Annotated in this window: 24 protein-coding genes; 18 read left to right on the top strand and 6 right to left on the bottom strand. The window is 46.9% G+C overall.

What is annotated here, in order from left to right:
- Window positions 1–1,485: a HAMP domain-containing sensor histidine kinase gene (locus tag QOS03_RS00550; RefSeq protein WP_283574995.1), complete on the top strand. Its 1,485-nt coding sequence runs from the start codon at window positions 1–3 to the stop codon at window positions 1,483–1,485.
- A 74-nt stretch (window positions 1,486–1,559) separates the two neighbouring features.
- On the opposite strand, the gene QOS03_RS00545 is transcribed toward QOS03_RS00550, so the two are convergent.
- The 5 genes from QOS03_RS00545 to QOS03_RS00525 all read right to left on the bottom strand — a co-directional run bounded on the left by QOS03_RS00545 (window position 1,560) and on the right by QOS03_RS00525 (window position 5,947).
- The gene (locus QOS03_RS00545; RefSeq protein WP_047769456.1) at window positions 1,560–2,528 is read right to left on the bottom strand and encodes an IS30 family transposase; all 969 of its coding nucleotides are present in this window, start codon (window positions 2,526–2,528) and stop codon (window positions 1,560–1,562) included.
- Between the two features lie 108 nt (window positions 2,529–2,636).
- Entirely contained in the window at window positions 2,637–3,989 is a 1,353-nt protein-coding gene (locus tag QOS03_RS00540; RefSeq protein ID WP_283574994.1) for an MATE family efflux transporter, read from the bottom strand.
- A 168-nt stretch (window positions 3,990–4,157) separates the two neighbouring features.
- On the bottom strand, window positions 4,158–4,568 hold the full coding sequence (locus QOS03_RS00535; protein ID WP_283574993.1) for a peptide deformylase: 411 nt from the start codon (window positions 4,566–4,568) through the stop codon (window positions 4,158–4,160).
- A 66-nt stretch (window positions 4,569–4,634) separates the two neighbouring features.
- Window positions 4,635–5,585, bottom strand: a complete 951-nt coding sequence (yidC, locus tag QOS03_RS00530; RefSeq protein WP_283574992.1) for a membrane protein insertase YidC — start codon at window positions 5,583–5,585, stop codon at window positions 4,635–4,637.
- Between the two features lie 89 nt (window positions 5,586–5,674).
- Entirely contained in the window at window positions 5,675–5,947 is a 273-nt protein-coding gene (locus QOS03_RS00525) for an acylphosphatase (protein ID WP_272209317.1), read from the bottom strand.
- 94 nt (window positions 5,948–6,041) lie between these two features.
- Between QOS03_RS00525 and QOS03_RS00520 the strand changes: the two genes are divergently transcribed.
- From QOS03_RS00520 to QOS03_RS00475, 10 genes are all read left to right on the top strand, one after another.
- Window positions 6,042–6,815, top strand: a complete 774-nt coding sequence (locus QOS03_RS00520) for a TrmH family RNA methyltransferase (protein ID WP_283574991.1) — start codon at window positions 6,042–6,044, stop codon at window positions 6,813–6,815.
- 128 nt (window positions 6,816–6,943) lie between these two features.
- The gene (locus QOS03_RS00515; protein WP_283574990.1) at window positions 6,944–7,474 is read left to right on the top strand and encodes an HD domain-containing protein; all 531 of its coding nucleotides are present in this window, start codon (window positions 6,944–6,946) and stop codon (window positions 7,472–7,474) included.
- Window positions 7,475–7,494: 20 nt separating this feature from the next.
- Complete coding sequence (locus QOS03_RS00510; protein WP_272209316.1) at window positions 7,495–7,833, top strand: winged helix-turn-helix transcriptional regulator; 339 nt, start codon at window positions 7,495–7,497, stop codon at window positions 7,831–7,833.
- Window positions 7,834–8,136: 303 nt separating this feature from the next.
- Window positions 8,137–9,183, top strand: coding sequence for a phenylalanine--tRNA ligase subunit alpha (pheS, locus tag QOS03_RS00505; protein WP_169461888.1), 1,047 nt, complete (start codon window positions 8,137–8,139; stop codon window positions 9,181–9,183).
- A 5-nt stretch (window positions 9,184–9,188) separates the two neighbouring features.
- Window positions 9,189–11,621 carry a phenylalanine--tRNA ligase subunit beta gene (gene pheT, locus QOS03_RS00500; RefSeq protein ID WP_283574989.1) on the top strand — a complete coding sequence of 811 codons (2,433 nt, stop codon included), beginning with the start codon at window positions 9,189–9,191 and terminating at the stop codon, window positions 11,619–11,621.
- A 67-nt stretch (window positions 11,622–11,688) separates the two neighbouring features.
- On the top strand, window positions 11,689–12,057 hold the full coding sequence (locus tag QOS03_RS00495) for an endolytic transglycosylase MltG (protein ID WP_283574988.1): 369 nt from the start codon (window positions 11,689–11,691) through the stop codon (window positions 12,055–12,057).
- Between the two features lie 66 nt (window positions 12,058–12,123).
- Entirely contained in the window at window positions 12,124–12,777 is a 654-nt protein-coding gene (gene udk / locus QOS03_RS00490; RefSeq protein ID WP_048345325.1) for a uridine kinase, read from the top strand.
- A gap of 96 nt (window positions 12,778–12,873) precedes the next feature.
- On the top strand, window positions 12,874–13,350 hold the full coding sequence (gene greA / locus QOS03_RS00485; RefSeq protein WP_006499982.1) for a transcription elongation factor GreA: 477 nt from the start codon (window positions 12,874–12,876) through the stop codon (window positions 13,348–13,350).
- 133 nt (window positions 13,351–13,483) lie between these two features.
- On the top strand, window positions 13,484–13,861 hold the full coding sequence (locus QOS03_RS00480; RefSeq protein ID WP_205882284.1) for a cupredoxin domain-containing protein: 378 nt from the start codon (window positions 13,484–13,486) through the stop codon (window positions 13,859–13,861).
- Window positions 13,861–15,771 (top strand): copper-translocating P-type ATPase, encoded by a 1,911-nt coding sequence (locus QOS03_RS00475; protein ID WP_283575029.1) that lies wholly within the window; start codon window positions 13,861–13,863, stop codon window positions 15,769–15,771. The genes QOS03_RS00480 and QOS03_RS00475 overlap by 1 nt, the downstream gene beginning before the upstream one ends.
- 119 nt (window positions 15,772–15,890) lie before the next feature.
- Here QOS03_RS00475 and QOS03_RS00470 read toward each other — a convergent pair whose 3' ends face one another.
- Window positions 15,891–18,521, bottom strand: coding sequence for a YfhO family protein (locus tag QOS03_RS00470; protein WP_283574987.1), 2,631 nt, complete (start codon window positions 18,519–18,521; stop codon window positions 15,891–15,893).
- A 233-nt stretch (window positions 18,522–18,754) separates the two neighbouring features.
- Between QOS03_RS00470 and QOS03_RS00465 the strand changes: the two genes are divergently transcribed.
- The 7 genes from QOS03_RS00465 (at window position 18,755) to QOS03_RS00435 (ending at window position 24,359) form a co-directional block, all read left to right on the top strand.
- Complete coding sequence (locus tag QOS03_RS00465; protein ID WP_283574986.1) at window positions 18,755–20,821, top strand: peptidoglycan D,D-transpeptidase FtsI family protein; 2,067 nt, start codon at window positions 18,755–18,757, stop codon at window positions 20,819–20,821.
- Between the two features lie 155 nt (window positions 20,822–20,976).
- Complete coding sequence (rpmG, locus tag QOS03_RS00460; RefSeq protein ID WP_033935278.1) at window positions 20,977–21,126, top strand: 50S ribosomal protein L33; 150 nt, start codon at window positions 20,977–20,979, stop codon at window positions 21,124–21,126.
- A gap of 239 nt (window positions 21,127–21,365) precedes the next feature.
- Complete coding sequence (locus QOS03_RS00455; protein ID WP_283574985.1) at window positions 21,366–21,920, top strand: 5-formyltetrahydrofolate cyclo-ligase; 555 nt, start codon at window positions 21,366–21,368, stop codon at window positions 21,918–21,920.
- Window positions 21,921–21,922: 2 nt separating this feature from the next.
- Entirely contained in the window at window positions 21,923–22,585 is a 663-nt protein-coding gene (locus QOS03_RS00450; RefSeq protein ID WP_283574984.1) for a rhomboid family intramembrane serine protease, read from the top strand.
- Window positions 22,582–22,821, top strand: a complete 240-nt coding sequence (locus QOS03_RS00445) for a YqgQ family protein (RefSeq protein WP_283574983.1) — start codon at window positions 22,582–22,584, stop codon at window positions 22,819–22,821. Before QOS03_RS00450 ends, QOS03_RS00445 begins: the two co-directional genes overlap by 4 nt.
- A gap of 43 nt (window positions 22,822–22,864) precedes the next feature.
- Entirely contained in the window at window positions 22,865–23,839 is a 975-nt protein-coding gene (locus QOS03_RS00440; protein WP_283574982.1) for an ROK family glucokinase, read from the top strand.
- A 94-nt stretch (window positions 23,840–23,933) separates the two neighbouring features.
- Complete coding sequence (locus tag QOS03_RS00435) at window positions 23,934–24,359, top strand: rhodanese-like domain-containing protein (protein WP_283575028.1); 426 nt, start codon at window positions 23,934–23,936, stop codon at window positions 24,357–24,359.
- The last annotated feature ends 27 nt before the right edge of the window (window positions 24,360–24,386 follow it).

Raw genomic sequence — 24,386 nt, 5'->3', positions numbered from 1 at the left:
ATGAGCGAAAAGAAATCAAAATCATCTCGCTTCGTTTCGCTCAAGGTAAAGTGGGCCATTGGTACGGCGGTTGGGTCTTTAATCATTTCAATGATCGTAGTGATCTCTCTGTTCAGTGCCTTTACGCAAAACCTGCTACAGCAAGAACGCAGCGAGGTTAATCATAATATGTCCGTCGTGGTGCGTCAGCTGGGAAATGCTGGCGAAAGCTCTTTAACCAAGAGTGGGGTTCGGTCGATTTTTGAACACGAGGCCAGCCTCAACAGCACGACTGAGTTTTATCGTCAGCCTTTGGTTCAAGGCTTAAGCAATTCACGAGTTACGATTACCGTGATGAACGCCAAGGGTAAAAAGATCTTTCAAACCGGTAAGGCTAATTTGTCGCTGAAAACGTCCCATCATACCAAGACGGCCATGATCAAAGGGAACGGTCATCGAATCTTGGTTGGCCGCGAACCAGTTCTATCGCATGATGGTACAGTAATTGGCTACGTTCAGGTTGAAAATGATCTCAAGCAGTACTACCAGGTCTTTAAGCGCTTGATTCTGATCTCGATTCTGGCCCTTTGTCTGGTCGTTATTGCCAGTGGTTTGCTGGGATACTTCCTGTCTTATTACTGGCTGCAACCGTTGGATGATATTCATGATACCCTGACGGTAGTAAGAGATGATCCAACCAGTGATGCACGCGTGCCAGAAGACGTTACAGAATTGAACGATGAGCTTGGCGAGCTGTCGAGAATGTTTAATCAGATGCTTGATCAAACACAGCGCTACATTGATCAACAGACACAATTCGTCAGTGACGTCTCGCATGAATTAAGAACGCCGGTTGCCATTATTCAAGGCCATATGGAGATGCTGCAGCGCTGGGGCAAGGATGATCCACAGGTCTTGGATGAATCGATTGCTGCGGCCTTAAAAGAGACAAATCGAATGAATAGTCTGATCAAAGAAATGCTTGATTTGACGCGTGCCGAGCAGGTTGACGTCAAGTTCCATGATGCCGTCACGCAGGTTAAAGACGTGGTTGAGCAAGTCTATAACAACTTTAAGATGCTGTATCCAGACTATGTTTTTCGTTTTGATGACGATCTGCATCAAGACGTGCCGGTACACATTTATCGTGACCATCTTGAACAGATTCTGATTATTTTATTTGATAATGCAGTAAAGTACTCCAAGGATCGTAAAGAAGTTCACCTGTCATTGTCACGCAACTTAAATGCGGTTGAAATCGGCGTTCAAGACTTCGGTGAGGGAATTCCGCAAGAAGACCAGTTGCACGTTTTTGATCGTTTCTATCGCGTTGATAAGGCCCGTAGTCGTAAAAAGGGTGGCAATGGACTGGGACTGGCAATTGCCAAGCGTCTGGTTGAAGGCTATCATGGCCACATTACCGTTGAAAGTACGGTTGGATCAGGTTCGTTATTTAGAATCACCTTGCCAATCGTTAAAGAAAAGCCAATGGAAAAAGATAAATAGTCTTTGATGAATATAAAAAACCTCGTTTCCAAGTGAAGCGAGGTTTTTTATTATGCCCGAAATGTCAATTTAAATTAGAAAAAGGTTGAGAGTTGTTCATCTGTGACACAACTTAAAAATACTTCGAGTGGTGTGCGGTAATTAAGTGACTTTCGTGGGATGTTATTTCTGCGATGCATTAACTGAGTAACTAATGCATCAGGTAAATGGCGAAAGTCTAATTGTTTACTGAGACCGTCACGGCGTAGAATACCATTATTATTCTCATTCAAGCCTCGTTGATTTGGTGCACCAACCTCCGCAAAGTAGGTGTGGATATCATGCTTATTGGCGATATCACGCCAACCAGCAAACTCTTTTCCATTATCAAAGGTAATTGATTTAACCAAATGACGCGGCATTTTAGAAAGCCACTTATCTAAGTGATAATTAACAGCTTCATCAGTTTTATTGTGAACGTTAAGGATAATCATAACTTTAGACTGCCGTTCTACGAGGGTCATTACCGCGCCATGATGAGCTTTCCCTTGTACAGTATCAGCTTCAAAGTGACCAAACTCGTGCTGGTAATGAGGAAAATCACGATATCGTTGGTAAATACTGCGACCGAGACGCCCAGCCTTACCACGATGTTCAATATAACCATTCGGGTGTCGTTTGCCTTTCATCGGTAACTGTTGAACACTGAAATTATATTGTCCCCGAGCAAACATCCGGTAAAGCGTCCGCATACTACAACTAATAGTCTGTTCTGCACGACCGATAATCGTGTCAGGCGTCCAACCAGCCTTACTTTGTTCGTTGATGTAACTAATCTCGGCTTTAGAAAGTTGAGCTTTTCTGCGTCCACAGCGTCGTTTATTACGTTGGTAGGCTTGTAAGTACTGCTCAATTGTCTTACCGCTATCGAGAAAGCGATAAACACGGTAAACAGTTTCCTGGCTTCGCTTGAGGAGTTTAGCGGCTTGATAAGCCTTCGTCCCTTGGTTCCAAAAATCAGCTATGAGGGTTAGTTCACGTGTGGTAAGATGTTTATAGGTCATTTGTGATGTTCCTTTACTTTTGTTTGTGGTTATTCAAAAGTCTATCACAAATGGCTTTTTATTTTTCTAACTTAATTTTACAAACGGCGATGCGTAATCAACCATGACTTATTTGGCCAGTTCGGCTTTTCGCCGGGCATCTTCCATGAGCTTGAGACGGTGATCCTGTTGATGGACTAAAAAGAAGCCAATGATGGTGATTAAAAGCTCGGTAACCGGTACGGCCGCCCAGACCCCATTGATACCAAACAGCCAGCCCATCAAAATGATTGCTGGCAATAAGATGAGATAGCCACGTAGAAACGACATTGAAAACGAAAGCGTAGCACAGTTGATGGCGGTCAAAAAGATGATTATCAGCAGATTGACTGCCGAAAACAGCGTGCTGGTAAAGTAGATTGGCATTCCGGCCATGGCGTAATGGGTTAACTGCAGCGAATGGTCGTTGTTAAACAGGGTGATGATTGGATGACGAAATGCAACCAAGACGATAAATGCCAATACCGCAATTGCTGCCGTAATCTTTAGACCATGCCGAAGTGCCAGCCGCACGTTGCGAAAATGCCGTGTACCATATTCACGACTGGCTAGTGGCTGAACGCCTAAAGCAACTCCATTGGCAATCGCAACAGTCACAATGGCAATGTTTGAGATTACGCCATAGGCTGCCACGGCATAGTTGCCGCTGAGCTTTAAGAGTACCATGTTAAAAACATAGATTGAAACCCCGGTACTCAGCTCATTGAGACAAGCTGATACCCCAAGCGTGGCCGCCGTTTTAAGGGTCTTAAACCGTGGCCAGACCCAATGCCATTCCAACTGGCGATAGGGAAAGCGCTTATGAAATGACAATACGATCAGACTGGTGGCTGGTGAGACGACTGCTGCCAAAGCGGCCCCTTCGATTTGCAGATGCAGACCAAAGATAAAGAACCAGTCAAAGATGATAACGACAAAGCTTTCAATCAAAGCCGCACGCATGGTCAGACCAGGATGGTTGTCGTTGCGCACGAAATTAACGGTAATGTAGTTGGCCATGGTAACGGGTGCGTCAATCGACATCAAGCGCAGGTACTTGATTGCCATGTCCATGGTCTGACTGTTTGCCCCCAGAATCGTTGCCAGTGATCTGGTGAATAGATTGATTAGGATAATAATGGCGGTTCCCAGTAAAACGGCAAAGATAACCAGTTCGCTGTAAAGGGTTTTGACGCGTTCGGGATGATCAACCTTGTTTAAGGAAAAATAGGCTGCGCCACCAACGCCCAAAAGCAGTCCTGTACAGCTGAACAAACTGTAGATTGGCAAAGCCAGGTTTAAAACGGTCAAGCCCATTGCACCGGCTGCCATTGAGATAAACAGCGTGTCAATCAGAATATAGATTGAAAGCCCGACGGAAGCCGTAACGTTACGGACGATATAATTGTTTAACTCGCTGATGATTGAGTCATGATGTTTCAATCTCACCACCCCTTATTTTGAAAATACTTACTGGAATTGATTTAATTATAGGCTAAAAATCTGCTGCTGTAACAGGCAACGTCAATTGCTCGAAAAGAAAAAGACCGATTCGTCTCATACAGAATCAATGAGCTGAATCGGTCCTTAATTAGCTGCAAACTGAACGCATTAGATGATGATGCCATTGCAGTGGTCAATCTCGTGTTGAACGGTCTCGGCAGCAAAGCCAGTCAAAGAAAGCGACTGAGGCTGCCAATTGAGGTCTTGATACTCAACGACGATCTGTTGGTAGCGAGTCGCTGGTCGCTGGCCAACAAGACTTAAGCAGCCCTCTTTGGTTTGGTAAGGAGTCTTTTTGGCAATTAAACGAGGATTGAGCATGGCGACACTGACTGGTCCTAATGAGACGGCAATAATGTTTACGGGGGCGCCGATCATATTGGCGGCCATGCCTACGCAATCAGCCGAATGGGCTGCCAGCGTCTCCAAAAGATCCTTGGCCAAAGGAATATCCTGTTTGCCAGCAGGACGAGCTTTTTGTGACAAAATCTGCAGGTTGCGACAAATTGGCTTGATCATGATTTGCTTCCTTTCTGTGTTTACAAAAAGCATCGAGTCGTGAATTGACCGCGATGCTTTGCTTAGTTATTTGGATGAATGGTGATGCTGTTTGCCGGCATTGCGCCGTTGACTCTTATTGGCAGCAGGCTTGGATTTGGCTGGTGCCTTTTTGAGCTGTTCAATCGTATCAGTCGTCGGCTTGGCGGCAGTTGGCTGAGCAGGAATCGGGTCGGGCAGCTTAACTGGATGATCCTTCATTTCTTGTTTGATGTTTTCCCGCAGCTTTGGTCGCCAGGTGTTTACCAGCCAGGTCTGTAGGATGGCAAACAGGGCGCTGACCACAAAATACAATCCTAGGCCGGCAGAAGAAGACCAGGCAATAAACAGAATCATGATCGGGCTCATCAGCATCGCGGCGCCCATCTGCTTGCGCTGTTCTTTAGGGACACCGATCATGGAAAGCCAACCTTGGACCATGTAGGCCAAAAATGCCAGAATTGCCAAAATTGCACTTGGTTTCCCTAAAGGCATTCCCATGAACGTAGCATGGTAAAGATCTGGCGAGTAGCGGATGGCTGCGTACAGGGCAGCAAAGATCGGTAGCTGGATCAGCAATGGCAGGCAGCCGATTCCGCCAGTCATTGAGATGTTGTTGTCACGATAGAGCTGCATCATCTGTTGGCTGACCGCGGCTTGTTCCTGTGGCGTCTTGGCGTCTTTTTGCCGTTGCTGCAGCTCACGCAGCTGCGGCTGCACCATTGCCATTTTTTCCTGCATCAGCGTTGACTTTTTCATTTGGCTCATCATAACCGGTAAAAGAATCAAGCGGACGATCACAACAATCACGACGATTGCCCAGCCATAGTTGTTTCCCATGTGCTGAGCCAGCCAAGTCATCAGATGCTGCATGGGTTTAGCCATGTAATTGTAGACCCAGCCGATTGGATGTCCATGCTTGTCGGTACGTACGCAGCCGCTTAAGATCAGCAGCATGGTGCCTAAAAGCATGGCCACGGTGAGGCGTTTTTTCTTCATTTTAAATAGCTCATTCCTTTGACTTCAATAAATTTAACATTTTGTATCTTACCTTAAAAAGGGCTTAAAATCTAGCAACTTCAACAAGATCACCGCATTTTAAAGTCTTGCCAGTCGTTTCTGATAGCACGTGGCTCAATCTGCATGCCGGCGACTTTGGCATATGGATTGGGACCAGCTTGAACTTCTTTGACAAACATTTTGACTGCTGCAGCTGGACCTTGGACGTCGATCGTAACGCTGCCGTCCCATTCATTTTTGACTTGACCGACCAGACCATGCTGTAACGCCAGTTCATGAGTTGACCAGCGGAAACCGACGCCCTGGACTCTGCCAGTGACGACAATATGATAATTAAGCATAAAAACCTCTCCCATAAGCGGTTGACGATTATCAAGGATCATTAGGATAATGGTATAATTAAGTTAACGATAAACTGAGGTGAAAAATCAGACTATGGAAGAACTAACTTCAATTCACAACCAACGCGTCAAGAACTGGAAAAAACTACAGACCCGCAAGTATCGCCGCCAAACTGGTCAATACATGCTGGATGGCTGGCATCTGGTTCAAGAAGCCATTCAAAGCGGCTTGACGATTCATGAACTGATCGGCACCAGCGATGCACTGGCCGAACACAGTGATATTGTATCACGAGTCGAGGCGGTCTATCAGGTCACGCCTGAGATCATGCGTCATATTACAGAAACGATCACGCCGCAAGGAATCGCCGCCATTGTTGACATGCCAGATCTCAAGCGTATGCCTAAACTGCCGCTTCATGGAGCCTGGCTGCTGTTGGATCGAGTGCAGGATCCGGGCAACGTGGGTACGATGGTCAGAACGGCCGATGCAGCAGGCTTTGCAGGTGTGGTTGCCGGTGATGGTACTGCCGACTTATGCAGTCCTAAGGTCGTACGCTCTATGCAGGGCAGTCAGTTTCATTTGCAGCTGTTTGAAGGCGACCTTAGCAAGTGGATCGATGATTTCAAGCATCAGCAGGCACCGGTTTATGGCACGCAGCTCAACCCGTCGGCCAAAAATTTCCGCAGTGTTCACCCTGGAAATGACTTTGCTCTGATCATGGGCAACGAGGGCCAGGGGATGAGCGATCGACTTTTGAGCCAGACTACGGATAATCTGTATATTCCGATGCGTGGTCAAGCCGAGTCGCTTAACGTGGCGGTTTCAGCTGGCATCTTGATGTTTCAGCTGAATGCCCAGGACTAGATCCTCAGTTATCGTCAGTCTCAGCAGATTGCTTACTATTAATACTTACATTTTATAAGAACGTATTAATTTATTTTTGATGGCGAATCGTGTATGATATTGACAAATAAAGGAAGGGGCCAGTTACTATGAAAACCGAGAACGAATGGCGTCAAGACCCTGAGTATGTTTCACTGGTTAAGGATCTGCTGGAACAGCCGGCCGTCAAAAGGCTTGCGCACTATAAACAGCATCATCATTCCAACCGTCTGCAGCATTCGATTGCCGTTTCATTTGACAGCTACAAGCTGGCAAAGAAAATGCATCTGGACTACAAGAGCACTGCTCGCGCTGGACTCTTGCACGATCTGTTCTACTATGACTGGCGAACTACCAAATTCAATCTGGGATCGCATGCCTTTATTCACCCTCGCGTTGCACTGCGGAATGCCGAAAAGATCACGCACCTGAACAAAAAAGAACGTGACATTATCTTAAAGCATATGTTTGGTGCTACGATGGCCGTGCCGCGTTATATGGAGAGTCTGATCGTGTCAATGGTCGACAACTACGAGGCCGAGCATGAATTCTTCGGCCCATTGCGCAAAAAACTGGAGCAGCAAAAAGAAATCGTGATGAATTGGCATGCCATTCCTTCCAAAACCAGGAAAAAAGTCTAATTTGAGGAAGGGGAGATTTGATGGATCAAGTAAAAGCCAAGCAGGATGATTTTACGCTGTGTCCAAAGTTTACCGAAACGTTTGCCATGTTGGGCAAGAAATGGAATGGGCTGATCATTGAGGTACTGCTGCATGAGCATACGCAGCGGTTCAAGGATCTGGCGGCTCATGTCGAAAAGTGTAGTGATCGGGTGCTTTGCGAGCGTTTAAAGGAACTGGAAGAAGATGGGATTGTTTCACGCAATACCTATCCAGGCGAAAGTCGCGTTGACTATTCATTGACTGAGCGCGGACGTGAGCTGGCTCCAGTTATGGACGCCGTGCATCAGTGGAGTGATCGCTGGTGCGGGCGCAATTAAAATTAGGACTTGACCATGCCGTCATGATTGCCTAAAATAGCCTTATATTTATTAAAGCGACTGTGATGGAAATTAGTAGCTGATTAGGCGGCACTTAGGGAGAAATGATCATCGACTGCAAGTCATTTCTGCTGGCATTAGTGAATTTCACTTCCGGAGTCGGTACCTTGTATCCCGGTTGACAACCGTTATCAGTCATTTGAGCGTATGACATTGTCATAAACCAGGGTGGTACCGCGAACAACTCGTCCCTCGATTCGTCGAGGGGCGAGTTTTTTTGTGGCCACGCTAAGGAGGAAAATGATGGGTTTAAGAGAAAAACTTGAAGAATTGCGTCAACAAGGGCTCAATGAAATTGAAAACAGTGAGGACTTAAAGAACGTTAATGATATTCGCGTAAAATTGCTGGGTAAGAAAGGTCCAATCACCAACGTCTTGCGCGGCATGCGTGATCTGACGGCTGAAGAACGGCCCAAAGTCGGCAAGTTTGCCAATGAGGTTCGTGATGAATTGCAACGAGCCTTGGAAGATAAAAAAGCCAGTCTGGAACAGGCCGTAATGGATGCCAAGCTGCAAAGCGAATCAATCGATGTTACCCTGCCAGGGACGCCGGTTGCTCAAGGGCAGCCACACGTGATTCAGCAGATTATTGACCAACTGGTAGATCTGTTTATTGGGATGGGCTATGAAGTGGCAGTCGGTGATGAGGTTGAACAAGAAGAATACAACTTTGAAAAGCTGAATCTACCAAAAGATCACCCAGCTCGTGACATGCAGGATACTTTCTACATCACGCCATCTGTTCTGATGCGGACCCAGACTTCGCCAATGCAGGCCCGTATGATGGAGACGCACGACTTTTCCAAGGGTCCTTTGAAGATGATCTCACCAGGTAAGGTTTACCGGCGCGATACTGATGATGCCACGCACAGTCATCAGTTCCATCAAGTTGAAGGACTGGTTGTCGGTGAGCATGTAACGATGGCTGATTTGAAAGGGACGCTGGAAGTCGTTGCCCAAAATCTGTTTGGTGATCAATTGAAGGTTCGCTTGCGGCCAAGCTACTTCCCATTTACCGAACCAAGCGTTGAAGCTGACGTTACTTGTTTCAACTGTCTGGGTAAAGGATGCGGCATCTGCAAGGGCAATGGCTGGATTGAGGTGCTGGGTGCCGGTATGGTTCATCCAAACGTCTTGAAGATGTCAGGCGTTGATCCCGATGTATATGGCGGTTTTGCCTTTGGTCTAGGACCAGATCGTTTCGCCATGATTAAATACGGCGTTGAAGACATTCGTGACTTCTACCAAAACGACATGCGCTTCTTGACTCAATTTGATCAGAAAGGATAATCTCAATGAAAGTTTCATACCAATGGTTAAATGAATATCTGCCTCTTGAAGAAAATAAGATTGAACCAAATGCGCTGGCACAAAAACTGGCCTTGACCTCGGTTGACATCAATGAAGTCTACTCACCAAGCGATGGGCTGAGCAATATTGTCGTTGGCCAGGTTGAATCAATCAAGCCACATCCAGACTCTGATCACTTGAATCTGTGCCAAGTCAAGATCAGCGAAGGTGCCGCGGTTCAGATTGTCTGTGGTGCACCAAACGTCAGCCAGGCGCTGGGCAAGAAGGTCATCGTTGCCTTAGCCGGTGCCAAGTTAAAGGACGGCACCAAGATCAAGCGTGGCAAGATCCGCGGTGAAGAATCAAACGGGATGCTGTGTGCACTGCAAGAAATTGGCTTTAGCGACAAAATCGCTCCCAAAGCCTATGAAGAAGGCATCTGGTTCTTAAATGACGATGCCAAGGTCGGCGATGCAGTCTTTTCCTACCTAGGAATGGACGATACGATCATTGATACCGACTTGACGCCTAACCGTGGTGATATGCTGAGCATGTACGGCAACGTTAATGATCTAAGTGCAATCTATGACTTGCCAAACAACTTTAAGACCTACGACGTTAAAGAAAACGGCACGCAAAAGGCTGGCGATCTATTGAAGATCACGATTCCTGATGCTCAGATTGCACCAACCTATAAAGCACGGGTGATTAAAAACGTTAAGCTGTGCGAGAGTCCAATGTGGCTGCAGATTCGTTTATGGAACGCTGGGATTCGCCCAATTAATAATGTCGTTGACGTTACCAACTACATTTTGCTCAAGTATGGTCAGCCAATGCACAGCTATGACTACGACCGTCTGCCAGCCCATGAGCTGAGCGTTCGCCATGCGCATGAAGGCGAAAAGTTTGTAACGCTGGATGAGGCCGAACAAACGCTGCAAAAAGAAGACATCCTGGTAACCTCAAACGATGAGCCAGTCTGCCTGGCCGGAACGATGGGCGGCTTGAGCACGGCAGTTAACGATCAGACGCAAAACGTAGTCTTAGAAGCTGCTATCTTTGATTCAGTAATGGTGCGCAAGCAGGCTCGCCGACTGGATCTGCACAGTGAAAGCTCAATGCGTTTTGAACGAGGCATCAATCCAGAAACCGTGGAAACGGCACTGAACGAAGCAGCTTACTGGCTTCAGCAATTGGCTGGCGGTGAAGTTGAACAGGGGATCGTTACTGGCAGTGAAAAACTGGTTAAATCCACGCCGATTACGATGTCTGTAAACAAGGTCAACGCCGTTTTGGGTACGGAGCTGAAGCTTGAGCAGATTGAAAACATCTTTGATCGCTTGAAGTTTGCCTACACGCAGTCAGGTGATGATGCACTGGTCGTTAATGTTCCGGCCCGGCGCTGGGATATCAGCATTGCAGCCGATTTAAACGAAGAAATCGCGCGGCTGTATGGTTATGAAAACATTCCATCAACTTTGCCAACTATGACGCGGACACTGGGTGGCTTAAATCCACGCCAAAAATTCTTGAAAGCTACGCGCCAATCTTTGCAAAGCATGGGGCTCAACCAAGCCATCAGCTACTCATTGATGAATGAAAAGCAGGCTCAGCAGTTTACGATTGATCCAGCCGTTACGCCAATGCAGCTGGACTATCCAATGAGCTCTGATCACACGACGGCTCGTGAAAGCATTATTAGTGGTCTTTTGGTTGACGTAGCCTACAATACGACTCGCCAGGTTGAAGACATCGCGCTTTACGAACAAGGTCGCGTCTTTATTCCTAAAGGCGGTGAGCGTCCTGAAGAACAAGAGCACGTTGCTGGGGCCATGGCCGGCAGTCTGTTGGCTGACAGCTGGCATCTTGAGAAGCGTCCGGTTGACTTCTACCAGATCAAGGGAATTGTAGAACGCTACTTACACAACATGGCAATTGCTGGTACGATCGAATACGTAGCCGACAGCACGCGCAAGGAGATGCATCCAGGACGGACCGCCAATATTCTGCTTAATGACAAGCTGATTGGTTTTGTCGGTCAGATTCACCCACAATTTGCTAAGGACTTAAAGATTCCAGCTACCTATGTCTTTGAACTGAACCTGGAAGCATTGATGGCGGCTGAAAAACTGCCAAAACAGTACCTGCACATCAGCAAGTACCCAGCCGTAACGCGTGACATTGCCCTGTTGGTTGATGAGGACGTAACCAATGAAGAAGTTGTTGATCTGATCTATCAAAAGGGTGGTCAATACCTCAAGGACGTGCATCTGTTTGACGTTTACACGGGTGCCAAGCTGCCAGCTGGCAAAAAGTCGCTGGCCTACACGCTGACCTATCAGGCTGACGACACGACGCTGACTGAAGATCAGGTTAACGATGCCTTTGCTCGAGTAGAAAAGCATCTGCAAGACGTCTTGAATGCTGAGATTCGTTAATTTATGACTGATTAGGGAACGTCAAAACTGGCGGTCCCTTTTTGTCATTTTGTCAGAGGAATTAAAAATGCCCCATTTTACCAAACAACAGCTGCGGCGCCAAAACATCGTCACCATAATTGTAATTGCTATTTTAATCATTGGCGGATTAGTGATTCATGGCTGGTTTAATCATGAGCTGCTGCCAGTTGATACTAGTGATCAAACCAAACGTGTGATGGTGATTCCAAAGGGTACGACCGATAAACAGACCGGGTCCTTGCTAAAAAAACAAAGACTGGTACGCAATGCCTATGTGTTCGATTATTATTTGCAAACGCACAAGACGCAGGGAATTAAGGCCGGGCGCTTTTATCTGAAACGGAGTCAGTCAACGCCTCAGATTGTAGAAAAGCTGCAGCAAAAACCGACCGCAATGACAAATACCAGTGAATAACCTTGTCGCTGCTATCTGGCTGCGCTATACTAAATTTTGTATTGACAAATAAAGGAGAAATTTAGCGTGAACAATGATGACAAACGTCCAATCATTATTGGCGTAACGGGCGGCTCCGGCAGTGGTAAAACCACGGTCAGCCGTGCCATCTACAATCAGCTGCATGGCCAGTCCATTCAGATTATTACTCAAGATACCTACTACAACGACCAGGCCGACATGACCATGGAGCAGCGTAAGGCCGTTAACTATGATCATCCCCTGGCTTTTGACACGGATCTGTTGGTTGAGCAGCTGGACCAATTACGGCATAATCAAGCCATTGAAATGCCGGTTTATGACTATAAGGCCTACACGCGGGCTAAGGAGACCGTGCATGTGGAACCACAAGACGTAATTATTCTGGAAGGCATTTTGATCCTGGATGACGAGCGCCTCCGTAATCTGATGGATATCAAGGTGTATGTTGATACTGATGATGACATTCGCATCATTCGCCGTATTCAGCGTGATATGGAAGAGCGGGGTCGGTCTTTGGATTCGATCATTGGTCAATATCTGGCAACGGTTAAGCCAATGTATCACCAATTTATCGAACCAACCAAGCGCTACGCTGATTTGATCGTACCAGAGGGTGGTGAAAACCAGGTCGCAATTGATCTTTTATCGACTAAGGTTCGCGACATTTTGGTCAAGCGCGGTCATACTGAACTAAAGTAACATTAATGATGGTTTACAATTAATGTTTAGCATGTTAACGTTGCAAAAGACGAAATTTAAAATCATTTCTAAATAAAAATCAAAGGAGTTATTGAAATGGCTGAAGAAAAAAGCTACCCAATGACGGCTGAAGGTAAGCAAAAACTGGAAGAAGAACTGGAAAACCTGCGTCTGGTACGGCGCCCAGAAGTAATCAAACGAATCAAGATTGCCCGCAGCTATGGTGACCTTTCGGAAAACTCCGAATACGAGTCAGCCAAAGACGAGCAGTCATTTGTTGAAAGCCGGATCTCACAGATCGAACACATGCTGCAGTACTCGGTGATCATCGACAACAATGACGTGGCTGCTGACGAGGTATCAATGGGTCGTCAGGTAACGTTTAAAGAACTGCCGGACGAAGAACCGGAAACCTACCAAATCGTTGGTGAATCCGAATCTGACCCGCTGAACGGCAAGATCTCAAACGAATCGCCAATGGCTAAGGGCTTGATTGGTCACAAGGTTGGCGAAGAAGTTGAAATTGAGATTCCAAATGGCACGATGAAGGTCAAGATTTTGGAAGTTAAGTAAGCTTCCAAAAATTCCCCGCTTCAAAAGCGAAGTGGGGAATTTTTTTATTACGTCTGTGTTGACAAATGTAATTATAAAGTTCAAAATGATCACTGTTAAAGATTACAATCGTAAACAAAAGGAGGATGGAATAATGATTAAAGTCTTAGTTTTATTGATTGCTGTATTATTAATTGCTGCAATTATCTGGTGGTTCTTTGGCCGTCATCAAGAAAAGGCCGTTGCGGCTGACGTTAGTGCCGACAGCCAGGATCAGAAGGTAAAAGTAGAAGTTAATGGTGGTTATTCGCCAAGTACGATTGTCTTAAAAAAAGGCGTACCGGCAGAACTGGATTTTTATCGCAAGGATCCTTCATCTTGCTTGGAACGGGTCGTCTTTCCAGATATGGGAATCAACGAAAAACTGCCACAAAATCAGCTGCATCAGATTAAAGTTGATACCAGCAAGGCTGGCGAGTATGAGTTTGCCTGTGGGATGAATATGTTTCATGGTAAGGTGATCGTAAAATGATGAGCATCAAAAAGCGTTTTTGGCTGGCTTTGATGCTGGCATTGCCGATGTTATATGACATGCTGGCTATGTTTTTTAATTGGCCAATGATCCCAAACGGTGACTGGGTGGCATTGATTTTGACAACGTTGATCATGCTGATCTCAGGCCGTGCATTTGTTCAGAGTGCCTGGGCAGCATTTTTGCATCACCATGCCAACATGGACACGTTGGTTGCCGTTGGAACCATGACGGCATATCTGTACAGTATCTACGCGCTATTGCATCATCAAGGCGTATTTTTTGAAAGTGCCGCTTACATCATTGTCTTCGTTTTGCTTGGGCAGTACCTGGAAGACAAGATGCGCACGCAAGCCTCACAGTCAACAACCAGACTGCTGCAGCTGCAGGTTAAAAACGCCACGCTGATTAAAGATGGCCAAACCAAAGAAGTTCCGATTGAAGACGTTAAAATCGGTGATCGCCTGCTGGTACGTCCTGGTGAAAAAATTGCTACCGACGGCAAGGTAGTTGCTGGTCATTCAACGGTCAACGAGTCAATGATTACCGGTGAGAGCATGCCGATTGAAAAGCAGGCCGGCGATGCAGTGATCGGTGGTACCCTCAATCAAACGGGGATGCTGGAATATACCGCCGAAAAAGTTGGCAAGGATACCATGCTGGCTCAAATCGTTGAGATCGTCAAGCATGCTCAGTCCAGCCATGCGCCGATACAAAAACTGGCGGATCGGATTGCTGATGTTTTCGTTCCAGTGGTCTTGATGATTGCAATTGCCGTTTTTGCCGTCTGGTACGTCTTTTTGGATGCTGAATTAGCCAAGGCACTGACTTTTGCCGTTTCGACAATCGTGATTGCCTGTCCGTGTGCTTTAGGAATTGCCACGCCAACTGCCTTGATGGTTGGTACCGGACGTGCTGCCAAGCTGGGAATTTTGATCAAGAATGGCGAGGTTTTGGAAACTGCCAGCCATATTAAAAACGTGGCCTTTGACAAAACCGGGACGATTACGCTGGGACAGCCAGTTGTTACCGATGTGATCGGGGAGCAAGAACAAGCCTTAACACTGGCAGCCGGTTTGGAATCATTGTCTGAGCATCCCTTGGCTGGTGCCATTGTTAAAAAGGCGCAGGATCAAAAGCTTACGCTGCCTACTGTTACTGATTTTAAGAATCTAACAGGCCAAGGCGTCACTGGCATAATCAATGGTCAAACCGTTTTTGTCGGCAAACCGGATCTGGCCAGCCAGCCAATTGCTAAAACACTGCAAGTCAAAATGAATCAGCTGCAGTCAGATGGCAAGACGGTAGCAGCAATCGGCCAAGCAGGCAAAGTAATCGGCTTGATTGCAATTCAAGACGTCCCTAAGCCATCTGCCAAGGCTGCGATTGAAAAGCTTAAGCAGCAAGGCTATCACACGGTTATGATTACCGGTGACAATGAGCAGGCGGCCCAAGCAATTGCCAAGCAGGTTGGCATCGATGAGGTAATTGCCTCGGTTATGCCAGGCGATAAGGCACAACGAGTCAAAAATCTGCAAAATCAAGGTGTAACAGCCTTTGTCGGTGATGGGATCAATGACGCACCGGCATTAGCGACTGCGGATGTCGGCATTGCGATGGGCTCGGGAACCGATGTGGCAATTGAGACGGGCGGCATTGTTTTAATCAAGAACAGTCTTAAAGATGTCGTTAGGGCACTTTCAATAGCTAAAAAGACCTTTGCCCGCATCAAGTTGAATATGTTTTGGGCTTTGATCTACAATCTGATCGGTATTCCAATCGCGGCCGGTGTTTTCGCGCATTGGGGAATTGAGCTCAGTCCTGCCTTGGCGGGGTTGGCAATGGCCTTTAGCTCAGCTTCGGTGGTTGCCAGCTCATTGCTGTTAAACGTTGCTAAAATTGACGAATGAAAAAAAGAGGCTGGGAATAAAGTCTCAAAACAAAAAATGGCTGAAGATTGCGTGACTTAAACGCTGATCTTCGGCCATTTTTATTATTAAAGTCGTTTTATATAGTAATCAAATAAATTTTACTGTCTGCGTCGAGTGCCAGATCTGATCCACCAGAGACTGGCGCCAAGACTGATCAGCGTGATCGCCGTACCTAAGATCAAGTACGGTGGAATGTAATACATCGAGACCGTATGCTTGCCAGCAGACATTGAGATGGCCATGAAGGTACTCAAAGCTTTTTTAGGCGTGACCGTTTTGCCATCAACCTTAACGTGCCAACCCTTGTCATAAGGAATGGTGGTCATCAAAAGATCATGACCATGCTTAAGATTGATCGTCCCCTTGATGCGGTTGGATCCATAGCTGGTGACCTTTAATGGCGACTGCTTTAAGGTCTTGAGACTGGCATTGAAAGCTTTTTGGTTAAGCATGTAGAGACTGACGTTTTGCATCCACAAAGTTGAGTTCTTTAAGCTGAAGATGATCTTGATGGTCTTGCCTTTAGCATGGTTAGCCACGTTGACCGTTACCGTATTACGATAAGTGTCATATTGGGTTAAAGCTTTGCCGTTGATCGTAATCGTGGCATTGTTTTTGACGTTGGCACCAAGCGTCAGATAATAAGAATTGTTGGTTGTTGGTGTAAACTCAAGCTCAATGCTTGCCGGAGTCATGAGGTTGCGCTTTTTGAAGGTCGTACCGGTAATCTGCACGGCTGATTGAACGTTGCCAAACGTCACATGGTTAAAGTTTTGCACCTGGAACAATGACTGGTTGATATTGCGGCCAGCCAGTGACTGAAAAATCTGTGACTGATAGGACAGGGGATCTAACGTATTATGCGTCAGATTCAGTACTTGGCTGCTGGCCCCAAATGCGATTGGCAAGGCATTTTGATTGGACTTGATGTTGACCATCGAAGTCTTGGCTACCGTTTTTTGCTGCTTGAGATCAGGTCTGAGGCTGGTCTGAGGTAAAACGGTATTGCCATTTTGTTGGCCAGCATGACGCTCTTGTAAGAAGTACTTGAAGCCCAACAGCGAATCGGTAACCTGCGTGCCGTCCGTATAGGTAATAAAGCCATCACCATCCGGCTGACCGATTGCACCCATGAAAGCCGGCTGAGCGGGTTCCAGCGTCGAGCCAAAGTGATCACCGCTGTTGAAATCGGCTTGGAATGGATCGTCTTTGGTCCGCATAAAGGTCTTGCCAGTGCGATAAAGGCCACTGTCTAAAGATTTGAGCTTGGTAACGGCTTTGTCCAATTCTTTGGTATAGTTGCCAAACTCAGCTTGCGAGACATAAGAGATATTGTTTAAAGACGTAAATGCACTGGTGCTGACATCACAGACTGCCAGTAAAATCAAAAGCAGGTCATAGAGTCTTTGATTGCCCCGGCGCGGAATTAAAAGCGCCAAAATGGCAACCAGTGCAAACCCCAGCCCAATCAGCAATTGATTACGATTGATGTATGAAAGATGACTGACCTGCTTGAGCATCAGGTAGGCAAAAATGCTGCCGACCAAAGCCATTAAGCCAAGCGCGGCTGGCCACTTGATGCGAAAGTCGGGCTGCAATGTTCGCGCAGCCAGCCAGATGCACCAAAAAGAAAACAGGTAGGAAAAACGGTAGGGGTACCAGACCGGAAACTGACCGCCATGCCAGAATAAATCCAATGCCTCGATACAAAAAGAAGCCAGCAAAAACAAGGTAATCAGGCCAGCAACCAAGCGACCGCCAATTTTTTCGCGCCGGTTGAAAAAGTAAAGCACGGCACCAATCATGATCAGCATGCCGACATAGATATTAGGCTGACCACTTGGCATCTGGTTGAAATTAAATGATCCCGGCACCAGCTTAGCCAGCATCTTCAATGGATTGTACTCGAGTTTCCAGTTCCATGACGTGGTTGTATAAGTACCCTTACTCTGAGTTAAGGCATAGGCAGTTGGCAAAAGCACAAATGCACTGATGGCTCCAGCGATCATGGAACTGCCTAAATAGCGTCCCATGGTATAGCCGACATTGTGCCAGTGCCACTGCCAGGTGGTCTTTTCACTGGCGATCATCCAGATTCCAAATAAAACGGTAAAGATGGCCACCATCCAGGCCATATAGTAGTTGTCGATCAAAGCAGCTGCTAGCCATAGCGTGTAGGTCCAGGGACTCTGACCTTTCAGCAGCTTGCGTTCGCCATAGATGATCATTGGTAACAGGAACAAAACGTCCAGCCACAGTAGGTTGAACTGATTAGCCACCATCCAGCCCATTAAGGCATATGGCGTTGAAAAGATCCAGATGCGCGGACCTTGCTGAAGCTTTTCTTTGTCAAGTACCCAAGCCATCGAAAGTCCGGCTAGACCATATTTTAAAAGGGTCATGATGGTGATGCCGCTCGACAGGTGCTGGGCTGGGAAAAAGAGCAGCAATAGATTCAGTGGACTCCAAAGATAATATGCATTGGTCCCCCACATCTCACCGCCCAGTCCCTTGCTAAATGAATAGAGCAGACTGCTGGGATGATGCAGAAGCGATGAGCGCAGATAGGCAAAAAAATCAACGTACTGCTGACCAAGATCTACAGTCAGGACAGTACTGCTGCCAAATGGTGCCATGCCGCGATAGGCAAAGTAGCCGCCCATAATCAAGACAGGCAGCAAGAAACTGATCAGCAAAACCAAACGGCGCTGACGAACGGTATGTGTCATATTAAAACAGATCCTTATCATAAAGTATGAAAATTACGGGTTTTATTATAGCCATAAAGTGTGAAAACTTCGTGGTTTCCTTGCTTAAAATTCGTTAAATCATCTCATAATAGGTTTAATCTTGCAAATAAAAGAGTATAGTTAAAGTCTTGAGGACAATCTTGTGGCTTGATTCTGTCGAGTCGCGAAAAATTTGTTAAAATAGACTTATTCTGTCTAAGGAGATATCGAAATTGAAGTTCTTAAATCGCTTTAAGGGCATCTTCGATCAACGCAAGAAGGGCAAAAAAACTGCGCAATCCGTGATTCCATCGCGATTGAACTTTTTGCTGTGGATCGTAGCGCTCCTTTTACTGGCCTTGGTTGCCCGCCTGTTTTATCTGCAGGTGCTGAATGGATCATCTTTTAAGGCTGAGGTCAAAAGCTCGGATACCACCGTGCAGACCAACAACGTTCAGCGTGGGATGATCTATGACTCATCTGGCAAGGTGCTGGTCGGCAATCAGGTTCACCAGGCAATTACCTATACCAAAGGCGCCGATGTTACCAGTGCGGATCTGTATAAGATTGCCAATCGTCTGGGTAACTATGTCAATGTTGGTACCAAGACCAAGCTGACGCAGCGCCAGGCAGAAGACTACTATCTGGCTGACAGCCGCAACCTAAAGGCAATTGTCAAAAAACTGCACCTGTCCAGTCAGGTTACCAGCAACGGTCAATATAACAAGGCATTAGCCTACTTAGACAAGCATCCCGAAGTCTACAAGCTGACCAAGCCGCAGCAAAACAAAGCGCGCATCTATGCTGCCATGAGCGGGGCTTATTCGCTTTCGACAACCTACATCAAGTCAACTGGCGTCACGGCTAAGGAATTAGCTGAAGTCGGTGAGCACTTAAGCGAGATGCCAGGGGTCAAGATCGGCAAGGCCTGGACGCGAAACTATCCACAGGGCAAGGCGATTCAGACACTGACTGGGACGCTGTCATCCGGGCTGCCAAGCGACGAGTTGAACTCAATGCTGGCGCAAGGCTACTCAAGAAACGACAACGTGGGTCAAAGCTATCTGGAAAAACTCTATCAGGCAACGCTGGCTGGTTCCAAGTCGCAGACTGAGGTTGCAACCACTGGCAATACGACCAAAGAAAAGGTAAAATATGCCGGCAAGAAGGGTGACAACCTGGTTTTGACGATCAATTCCAAGTTCCAAAAGCAGGTTCAAAGCATTCTGGAAAAGAACTATTCGTCAGCTGGGATCGCTTATTCAACAGGGGTCTATGCCGTCGTAATGAATCCAAATACCGGTGAGATCTACGCAATGGCTGGGATTGATCGGGATCCAACGACTGGCAAGCAGACGACCGATGAAATTGGTGCGATCAACCATCCAATTACGATGGGTTCGGTTGTTAAGGGGGCCATGATCATGGGTGGCTTTATGAGCGGTGTCATTACGCCAAGCAACAACACCTTGACTGATATGCCGATCAAGCTGGCCGGAACCAGTGCCAAGACTTCTTGGTTCAACAAGACTGGTAGTGCCAACATTGCCTTGAATGCGGCTACCGCTCTGGAAGTTTCATCCAACTCCTACATGATGCAGCTGGCCATGAAAGAAGGGGGCATGAAGTATGTCTCTGGTGGCGCGATTGACCTTGATCCATCGATCTTTACCAAGCTGCGCTACTACTTCAAGATGTTCGGCTTAGGCGTTAAGACAGGGATTGACCTGCCAGGTGAAAGTACCGGCTATGAGGGGCCTTCTAAACAGTCCAACATCGGTTCGGCACTTGACCTTTCATACGGGAACTACGATGGCTACACAACGATTCAATTGGCACAGTACATGTCAACGATTGCCAATGGCGGCTATCGGATGCGACCATATATCGTCAAGCAGGTGCGGGGGACCAACAAGGATGGTTCGCTAGGGGCCATTGAATACACCACCAAGCCAGAAGTGCTGGGGACGATTCCAGCAACGGCTGCTGAATGGAAGATTGTCAAAGAAGGTCTCTATGACGTGGTTCATGGTTCCAGCACTTACATTACCGGTAAGAAATTAGCCAGTGATACGCCTTCGATTTCAGGTAAGACTGGTACGGCCGAAACGTTCTACAAGAACAACAGCACGGTTACGCTTAGTTTTGCCGGTTATGCGCCATCTAACAATCCACAGGTCGTAGTTGCCCTGGCTATTCCAGGGGCAAGCAATTCTGATGGTGGGGCCAACCTGACGATGGCTTCACAGATCTTTAAGGCTTTCTGGAAGGATGTTAAGAACTCTAAGGACTATCAATAAAGCTGCAGATTCGACAAAAAATATCACTGTCAAGGGAATTTCCTTAACAATCTTGGACAAAACTCTGGTCAAAGCAGTGAATTGATGATATAGTTGTACGAGTTAGGGTTACGAATAACCAATTAAATCTGAAAAAAGTTTGGAGGTTGCCACCAATGCGTGTAAACATTACTCTTGAATGTACTTCATGCCACGAACGGACTTACTTGACCAGCAAGAACCGTCGTAACAACCCGGACCGTCTTGAACTGAACAAGTACTGCCCACGGGAACGCAAGGTTACGCTGCACCGCGAAACCAAGTAATTCAAATTAAACCAGGCCCAGTCGTCAATTTGATGGCTGGGTCTTTTTTTGCCCTAAAAGTACGCCTTGTTTTCGGCAACCGAATGATTGATGCTTTTAGCTCAAACAGCATGATTTTGAACTGATTTATGCGAACGGTTGCAATTTTTGGAAAAAACGCTTGCATAAATCGCAATTAACGGTGATAATTACTTTTTGTAAACGTCTGTCAATACGTTTTACGGAGGGAGAGAAAGAAATTGACACATTCAAAAAATGAGATGCGTAAGGCGTATATTGCCCGGCTGCAGCAGCTGGATCAAAATACGCGGCTGCATGAACAGCATCGTTTGGCACAAAAGCTTTACGATCTGCCGCAATGGCGCAGTTCCCAGACGATTGCACTGACGATGAGTCAGTCGTTTGAACTGGATACCGCTCCACTGATTTTGCATGCGCGTCATGAAGGAAGGCGAGTCGTCGTTCCTCGCACGCTGCCTAAGCGGCAAATGGAGTTTGTTCAAATTGATGAGGATACCGAATTTGAAGAAACCGCATTCGGCGTTTTGGAACCGAAAGGCGGCACGGTTGTCGATCCATCAGACATTGATCTGGCCGTCGTACCGGGCGTTGCCTTTACCGTTAATGGCAAGCGGCTGGGCTTTGGCGGCGGCTATTATGATCGCTGGCTGGCCAATTATGCCGGTAATACGGTTGCCTTGGCATTGACCACACAACTGGCTGATGATGACGAATGGTCGCTCGAGGATCATGATGTTAAAATTGGTCAGGTCGTTAATTTAGAGCAGGCATAACAATGAGAGAAGCATGGCAAAAAGCGCCGCTGACCAGTCTGATTATTTTGATCCAAGTCATTGTGTTCATCTTGATGACGCTGGCTGGCGGCTCAACCAATACGCAAGTGCTGATCGAATTTGGCGCACGCTATACGCCCCTGATCAAGGCAGGTGAATGGTGGCGATTGATTACGCCCGGGTTCGTGCACATTGGACTCACGCACCTGGTCGTCAACAGTGTAACGCTATATTTTATCGGCATGTATATTGAAAATTTATTTGGCCACTGGCGATTCTTAGCGATCTATCTAATGAGTACGCTGATGGGTAATCTAGCTAGTGCGGTCTTTTTGCCACAGTCTATTTCAGCGGGTGCCAGTACCGGGATCTTTGGGCTGTTTGGCGCCTTTTTGATGCTGGGGCTGGCTTTTTGGGACGAGCCGGCAATTCATTCGCTGGCTCATCAGTTTTTGATTCTGGTGCTGCTTAATCTGGGAACCGACATTTTGGTGCCAGGAATCGATCTGGCTGGTCACTTGGGCGGTTTGCTGGGTGGATTCTTTATGGCAGCCATGGTTGGTGCTCCACGTTTGGGCAGGATAGACTTGCTAAAACGCTTTCTAAGTGGCACTATATTGATTGTAACGATTGCAGCTTTTTTGGAAATGGGATTGCTAAAATGAAACCAATTCGCGAGATTCGCACGCTTTATGATGTTCAACAGCTTTTGAGACGCTTTAATGTCTTCGTTTACGTAGGCAAAAGGCTTTGGGATATCGAGCTGATGGCCATTGAGGTCGACAATCTTTATCGGGCTGGCGTCTTGGATAAGGATCTGTATATGCAGGTCAAGCTGGTTTTAAGAAAAGAGCACCGCATCGAAGAAGAGCTGAATCAAGAAAACAAGTCGCCTTATTAGACTGAGGCAAGGGATTTATTGAGGTTAAAGGAGAAATTTGAGCATGAACAAGAAGTTAATCGGTGTTGACCTTGGTGGGACTACGATCAAGTTTGCTATTTTAACGGACCAAGGTGAAATTCAACAAAAGTGGTCTTTGCGTACCAACATTTTGGATGAAGGTTCGCACATCGTTCCCGATATCATTCAATCCATCAACCACCATATTGACCTGTACAAGATGGACCGTGATCAGTTCATCGGTATCGGCATGGGTACGCCTGGGACGGTTAACCGTGAAGAAGGTACGGTAATCGGTGCTTACAACCTTAACTGGAAGACGCTGCAGCCAGTTAAGGAACAAATTGAAAAGGGTACTGGCCTGAAGTTTGCTCTGGACAACGATGCCAACTGTGCCGGCCTGGGCGAGCGCTGGAAGGGTGCTGGTCATGAAGGTGACGACGTTGTATTCATCACGCTGGGGACTGGCGTTGGTGGTGGGATCATCACCAATGGCAAGCTGGTTCATGGTGTCAATGGTGCCGGTGGTGAAGTTGGTCACATCATCGTTGAGCCAAATGGTTATGAGTGTACCTGTGGCAACCACGGCTGTCTGGAACAATATGCCTCGGCAACCGGGATCGTTCATCTGGCCCAAGATGCTGCTGAAGAATACGAAGGTAACAGCCGCTTGAAGGCCATGATTGACAACGGTGATGAGATCACGGCTAAGATCGTCTTTGATCTGGCCAAGGAAAACGACTTCCTGGCTAATGAAGTTGTTAACAAGGTTACCTACTACCTGGGTCTGGCATGTGCCAACATCAGCAACACGCTGAACCCTGAAACGGTTGTTATCGGTGGTGGCGTTTCGGCAGCCGGTGAGTTCCTGCTCAAGCGCGTACAGCAAAACTTCCAAAAATTTGCTTTCCCAACGGTTCGCACTTCTACTCAACTGAAGCTGGCACAATTGGGTAACGATGCTGGTGTGATCGGGGCTGCTTCATTGGCACTTGACTTTACTGCCGATGAAAAATAAACTATTTATTTGAAAACTATTTTTGGTTAGGCAAGGAGGCACGTTTTACGTGATGAATTGCCTTTCTTAAATTAAGACAAGCATGTTTGGAGGAATTGTTGTGGTACTGGGAATGAGTTCGGGATGGCTGGCTTTTGATATCATCGTATTGGCACTTTTGATTGGCTGGGGCGTAAGTGCTGGGATCAGTGCTTACCGGCGCAAGCATTATGCCACGGTGCTGGATGAAGATGCCTTCCGTGATGGCATGCGTAAGGCGCAGGTAATCGACTTGCGGCAAAAGGATGCTTTTGACAAGGGGCACATTTTAGGCGCCCGCAGTCTTCCATACATATATCTTAAGCAGCAGTATGGCGAATTGCGGCCGGATCTGCCGGTTTACCTTTATGATGACGGCATACAGCTGAGCACGCAGGCCGTGACTTTCTTAGCCAAAAAAGGCTACCACAAGCTCTATATCTTAAAGGGCGGCTATGCTGACTGGCATGGCAAGACGAAAAAAGCCAAGTACGCTGACTAAAAACAAAGAGACTGGGAAAAAAGTCTC

Source organism: Limosilactobacillus pulli (genome assembly GCF_947381555.1).
Lineage (GTDB): Bacteria > Bacillota > Bacilli > Lactobacillales > Lactobacillaceae > Limosilactobacillus > Limosilactobacillus pulli.
The sequence above is the reverse complement of the archived record's forward strand: the minus strand, read 5'-3'. Positions and strand labels throughout refer to the sequence as shown.

Coding starts and splice junctions, on each gene's coding strand:
- yidC (WP_283574992.1), bottom strand. CDS start 5,585: ATGAAGAAAAAACGCCTCACCGTGGCCATGCTTTTAGGCACCATGCTG.
- QOS03_RS00480 (WP_205882284.1), top strand. CDS start 13,484: ATGATTAAAGTCTTAGTTTTATTGATTGCTGTATTATTAATTGCTGCA.
- QOS03_RS00535 (WP_283574993.1), bottom strand. CDS start 4,568: ATGATCAAGCCAATTTGTCGCAACCTGCAGATTTTGTCACAAAAAGCT.
- QOS03_RS00520 (WP_283574991.1), top strand. CDS start 6,042: ATGGAAGAACTAACTTCAATTCACAACCAACGCGTCAAGAACTGGAAA.
- QOS03_RS00475 (WP_283575029.1), top strand. CDS start 13,861: ATGAGCATCAAAAAGCGTTTTTGGCTGGCTTTGATGCTGGCATTGCCG.
- rpmG (WP_033935278.1), top strand. CDS start 20,977: ATGCGTGTAAACATTACTCTTGAATGTACTTCATGCCACGAACGGACT.
- QOS03_RS00470 (WP_283574987.1), bottom strand. CDS start 18,521: ATGACACATACCGTTCGTCAGCGCCGTTTGGTTTTGCTGATCAGTTTC.
- QOS03_RS00440 (WP_283574982.1), top strand. CDS start 22,865: ATGAACAAGAAGTTAATCGGTGTTGACCTTGGTGGGACTACGATCAAG.
- QOS03_RS00515 (WP_283574990.1), top strand. CDS start 6,944: ATGAAAACCGAGAACGAATGGCGTCAAGACCCTGAGTATGTTTCACTG.
- greA (WP_006499982.1), top strand. CDS start 12,874: ATGGCTGAAGAAAAAAGCTACCCAATGACGGCTGAAGGTAAGCAAAAA.
- QOS03_RS00445 (WP_283574983.1), top strand. CDS start 22,582: ATGAAACCAATTCGCGAGATTCGCACGCTTTATGATGTTCAACAGCTT.
- QOS03_RS00495 (WP_283574988.1), top strand. CDS start 11,689: ATGCCCCATTTTACCAAACAACAGCTGCGGCGCCAAAACATCGTCACC.
- pheS (WP_169461888.1), top strand. CDS start 8,137: ATGGGTTTAAGAGAAAAACTTGAAGAATTGCGTCAACAAGGGCTCAAT.
- QOS03_RS00510 (WP_272209316.1), top strand. CDS start 7,495: ATGGATCAAGTAAAAGCCAAGCAGGATGATTTTACGCTGTGTCCAAAG.
- QOS03_RS00450 (WP_283574984.1), top strand. CDS start 21,923: ATGAGAGAAGCATGGCAAAAAGCGCCGCTGACCAGTCTGATTATTTTG.
- QOS03_RS00545 (WP_047769456.1), bottom strand. CDS start 2,528: ATGACCTATAAACATCTTACCACACGTGAACTAACCCTCATAGCTGAT.
- QOS03_RS00525 (WP_272209317.1), bottom strand. CDS start 5,947: ATGCTTAATTATCATATTGTCGTCACTGGCAGAGTCCAGGGCGTCGGT.
- pheT (WP_283574989.1), top strand. CDS start 9,189: ATGAAAGTTTCATACCAATGGTTAAATGAATATCTGCCTCTTGAAGAA.
- QOS03_RS00550 (WP_283574995.1), top strand. CDS start 1: ATGAGCGAAAAGAAATCAAAATCATCTCGCTTCGTTTCGCTCAAGGTA.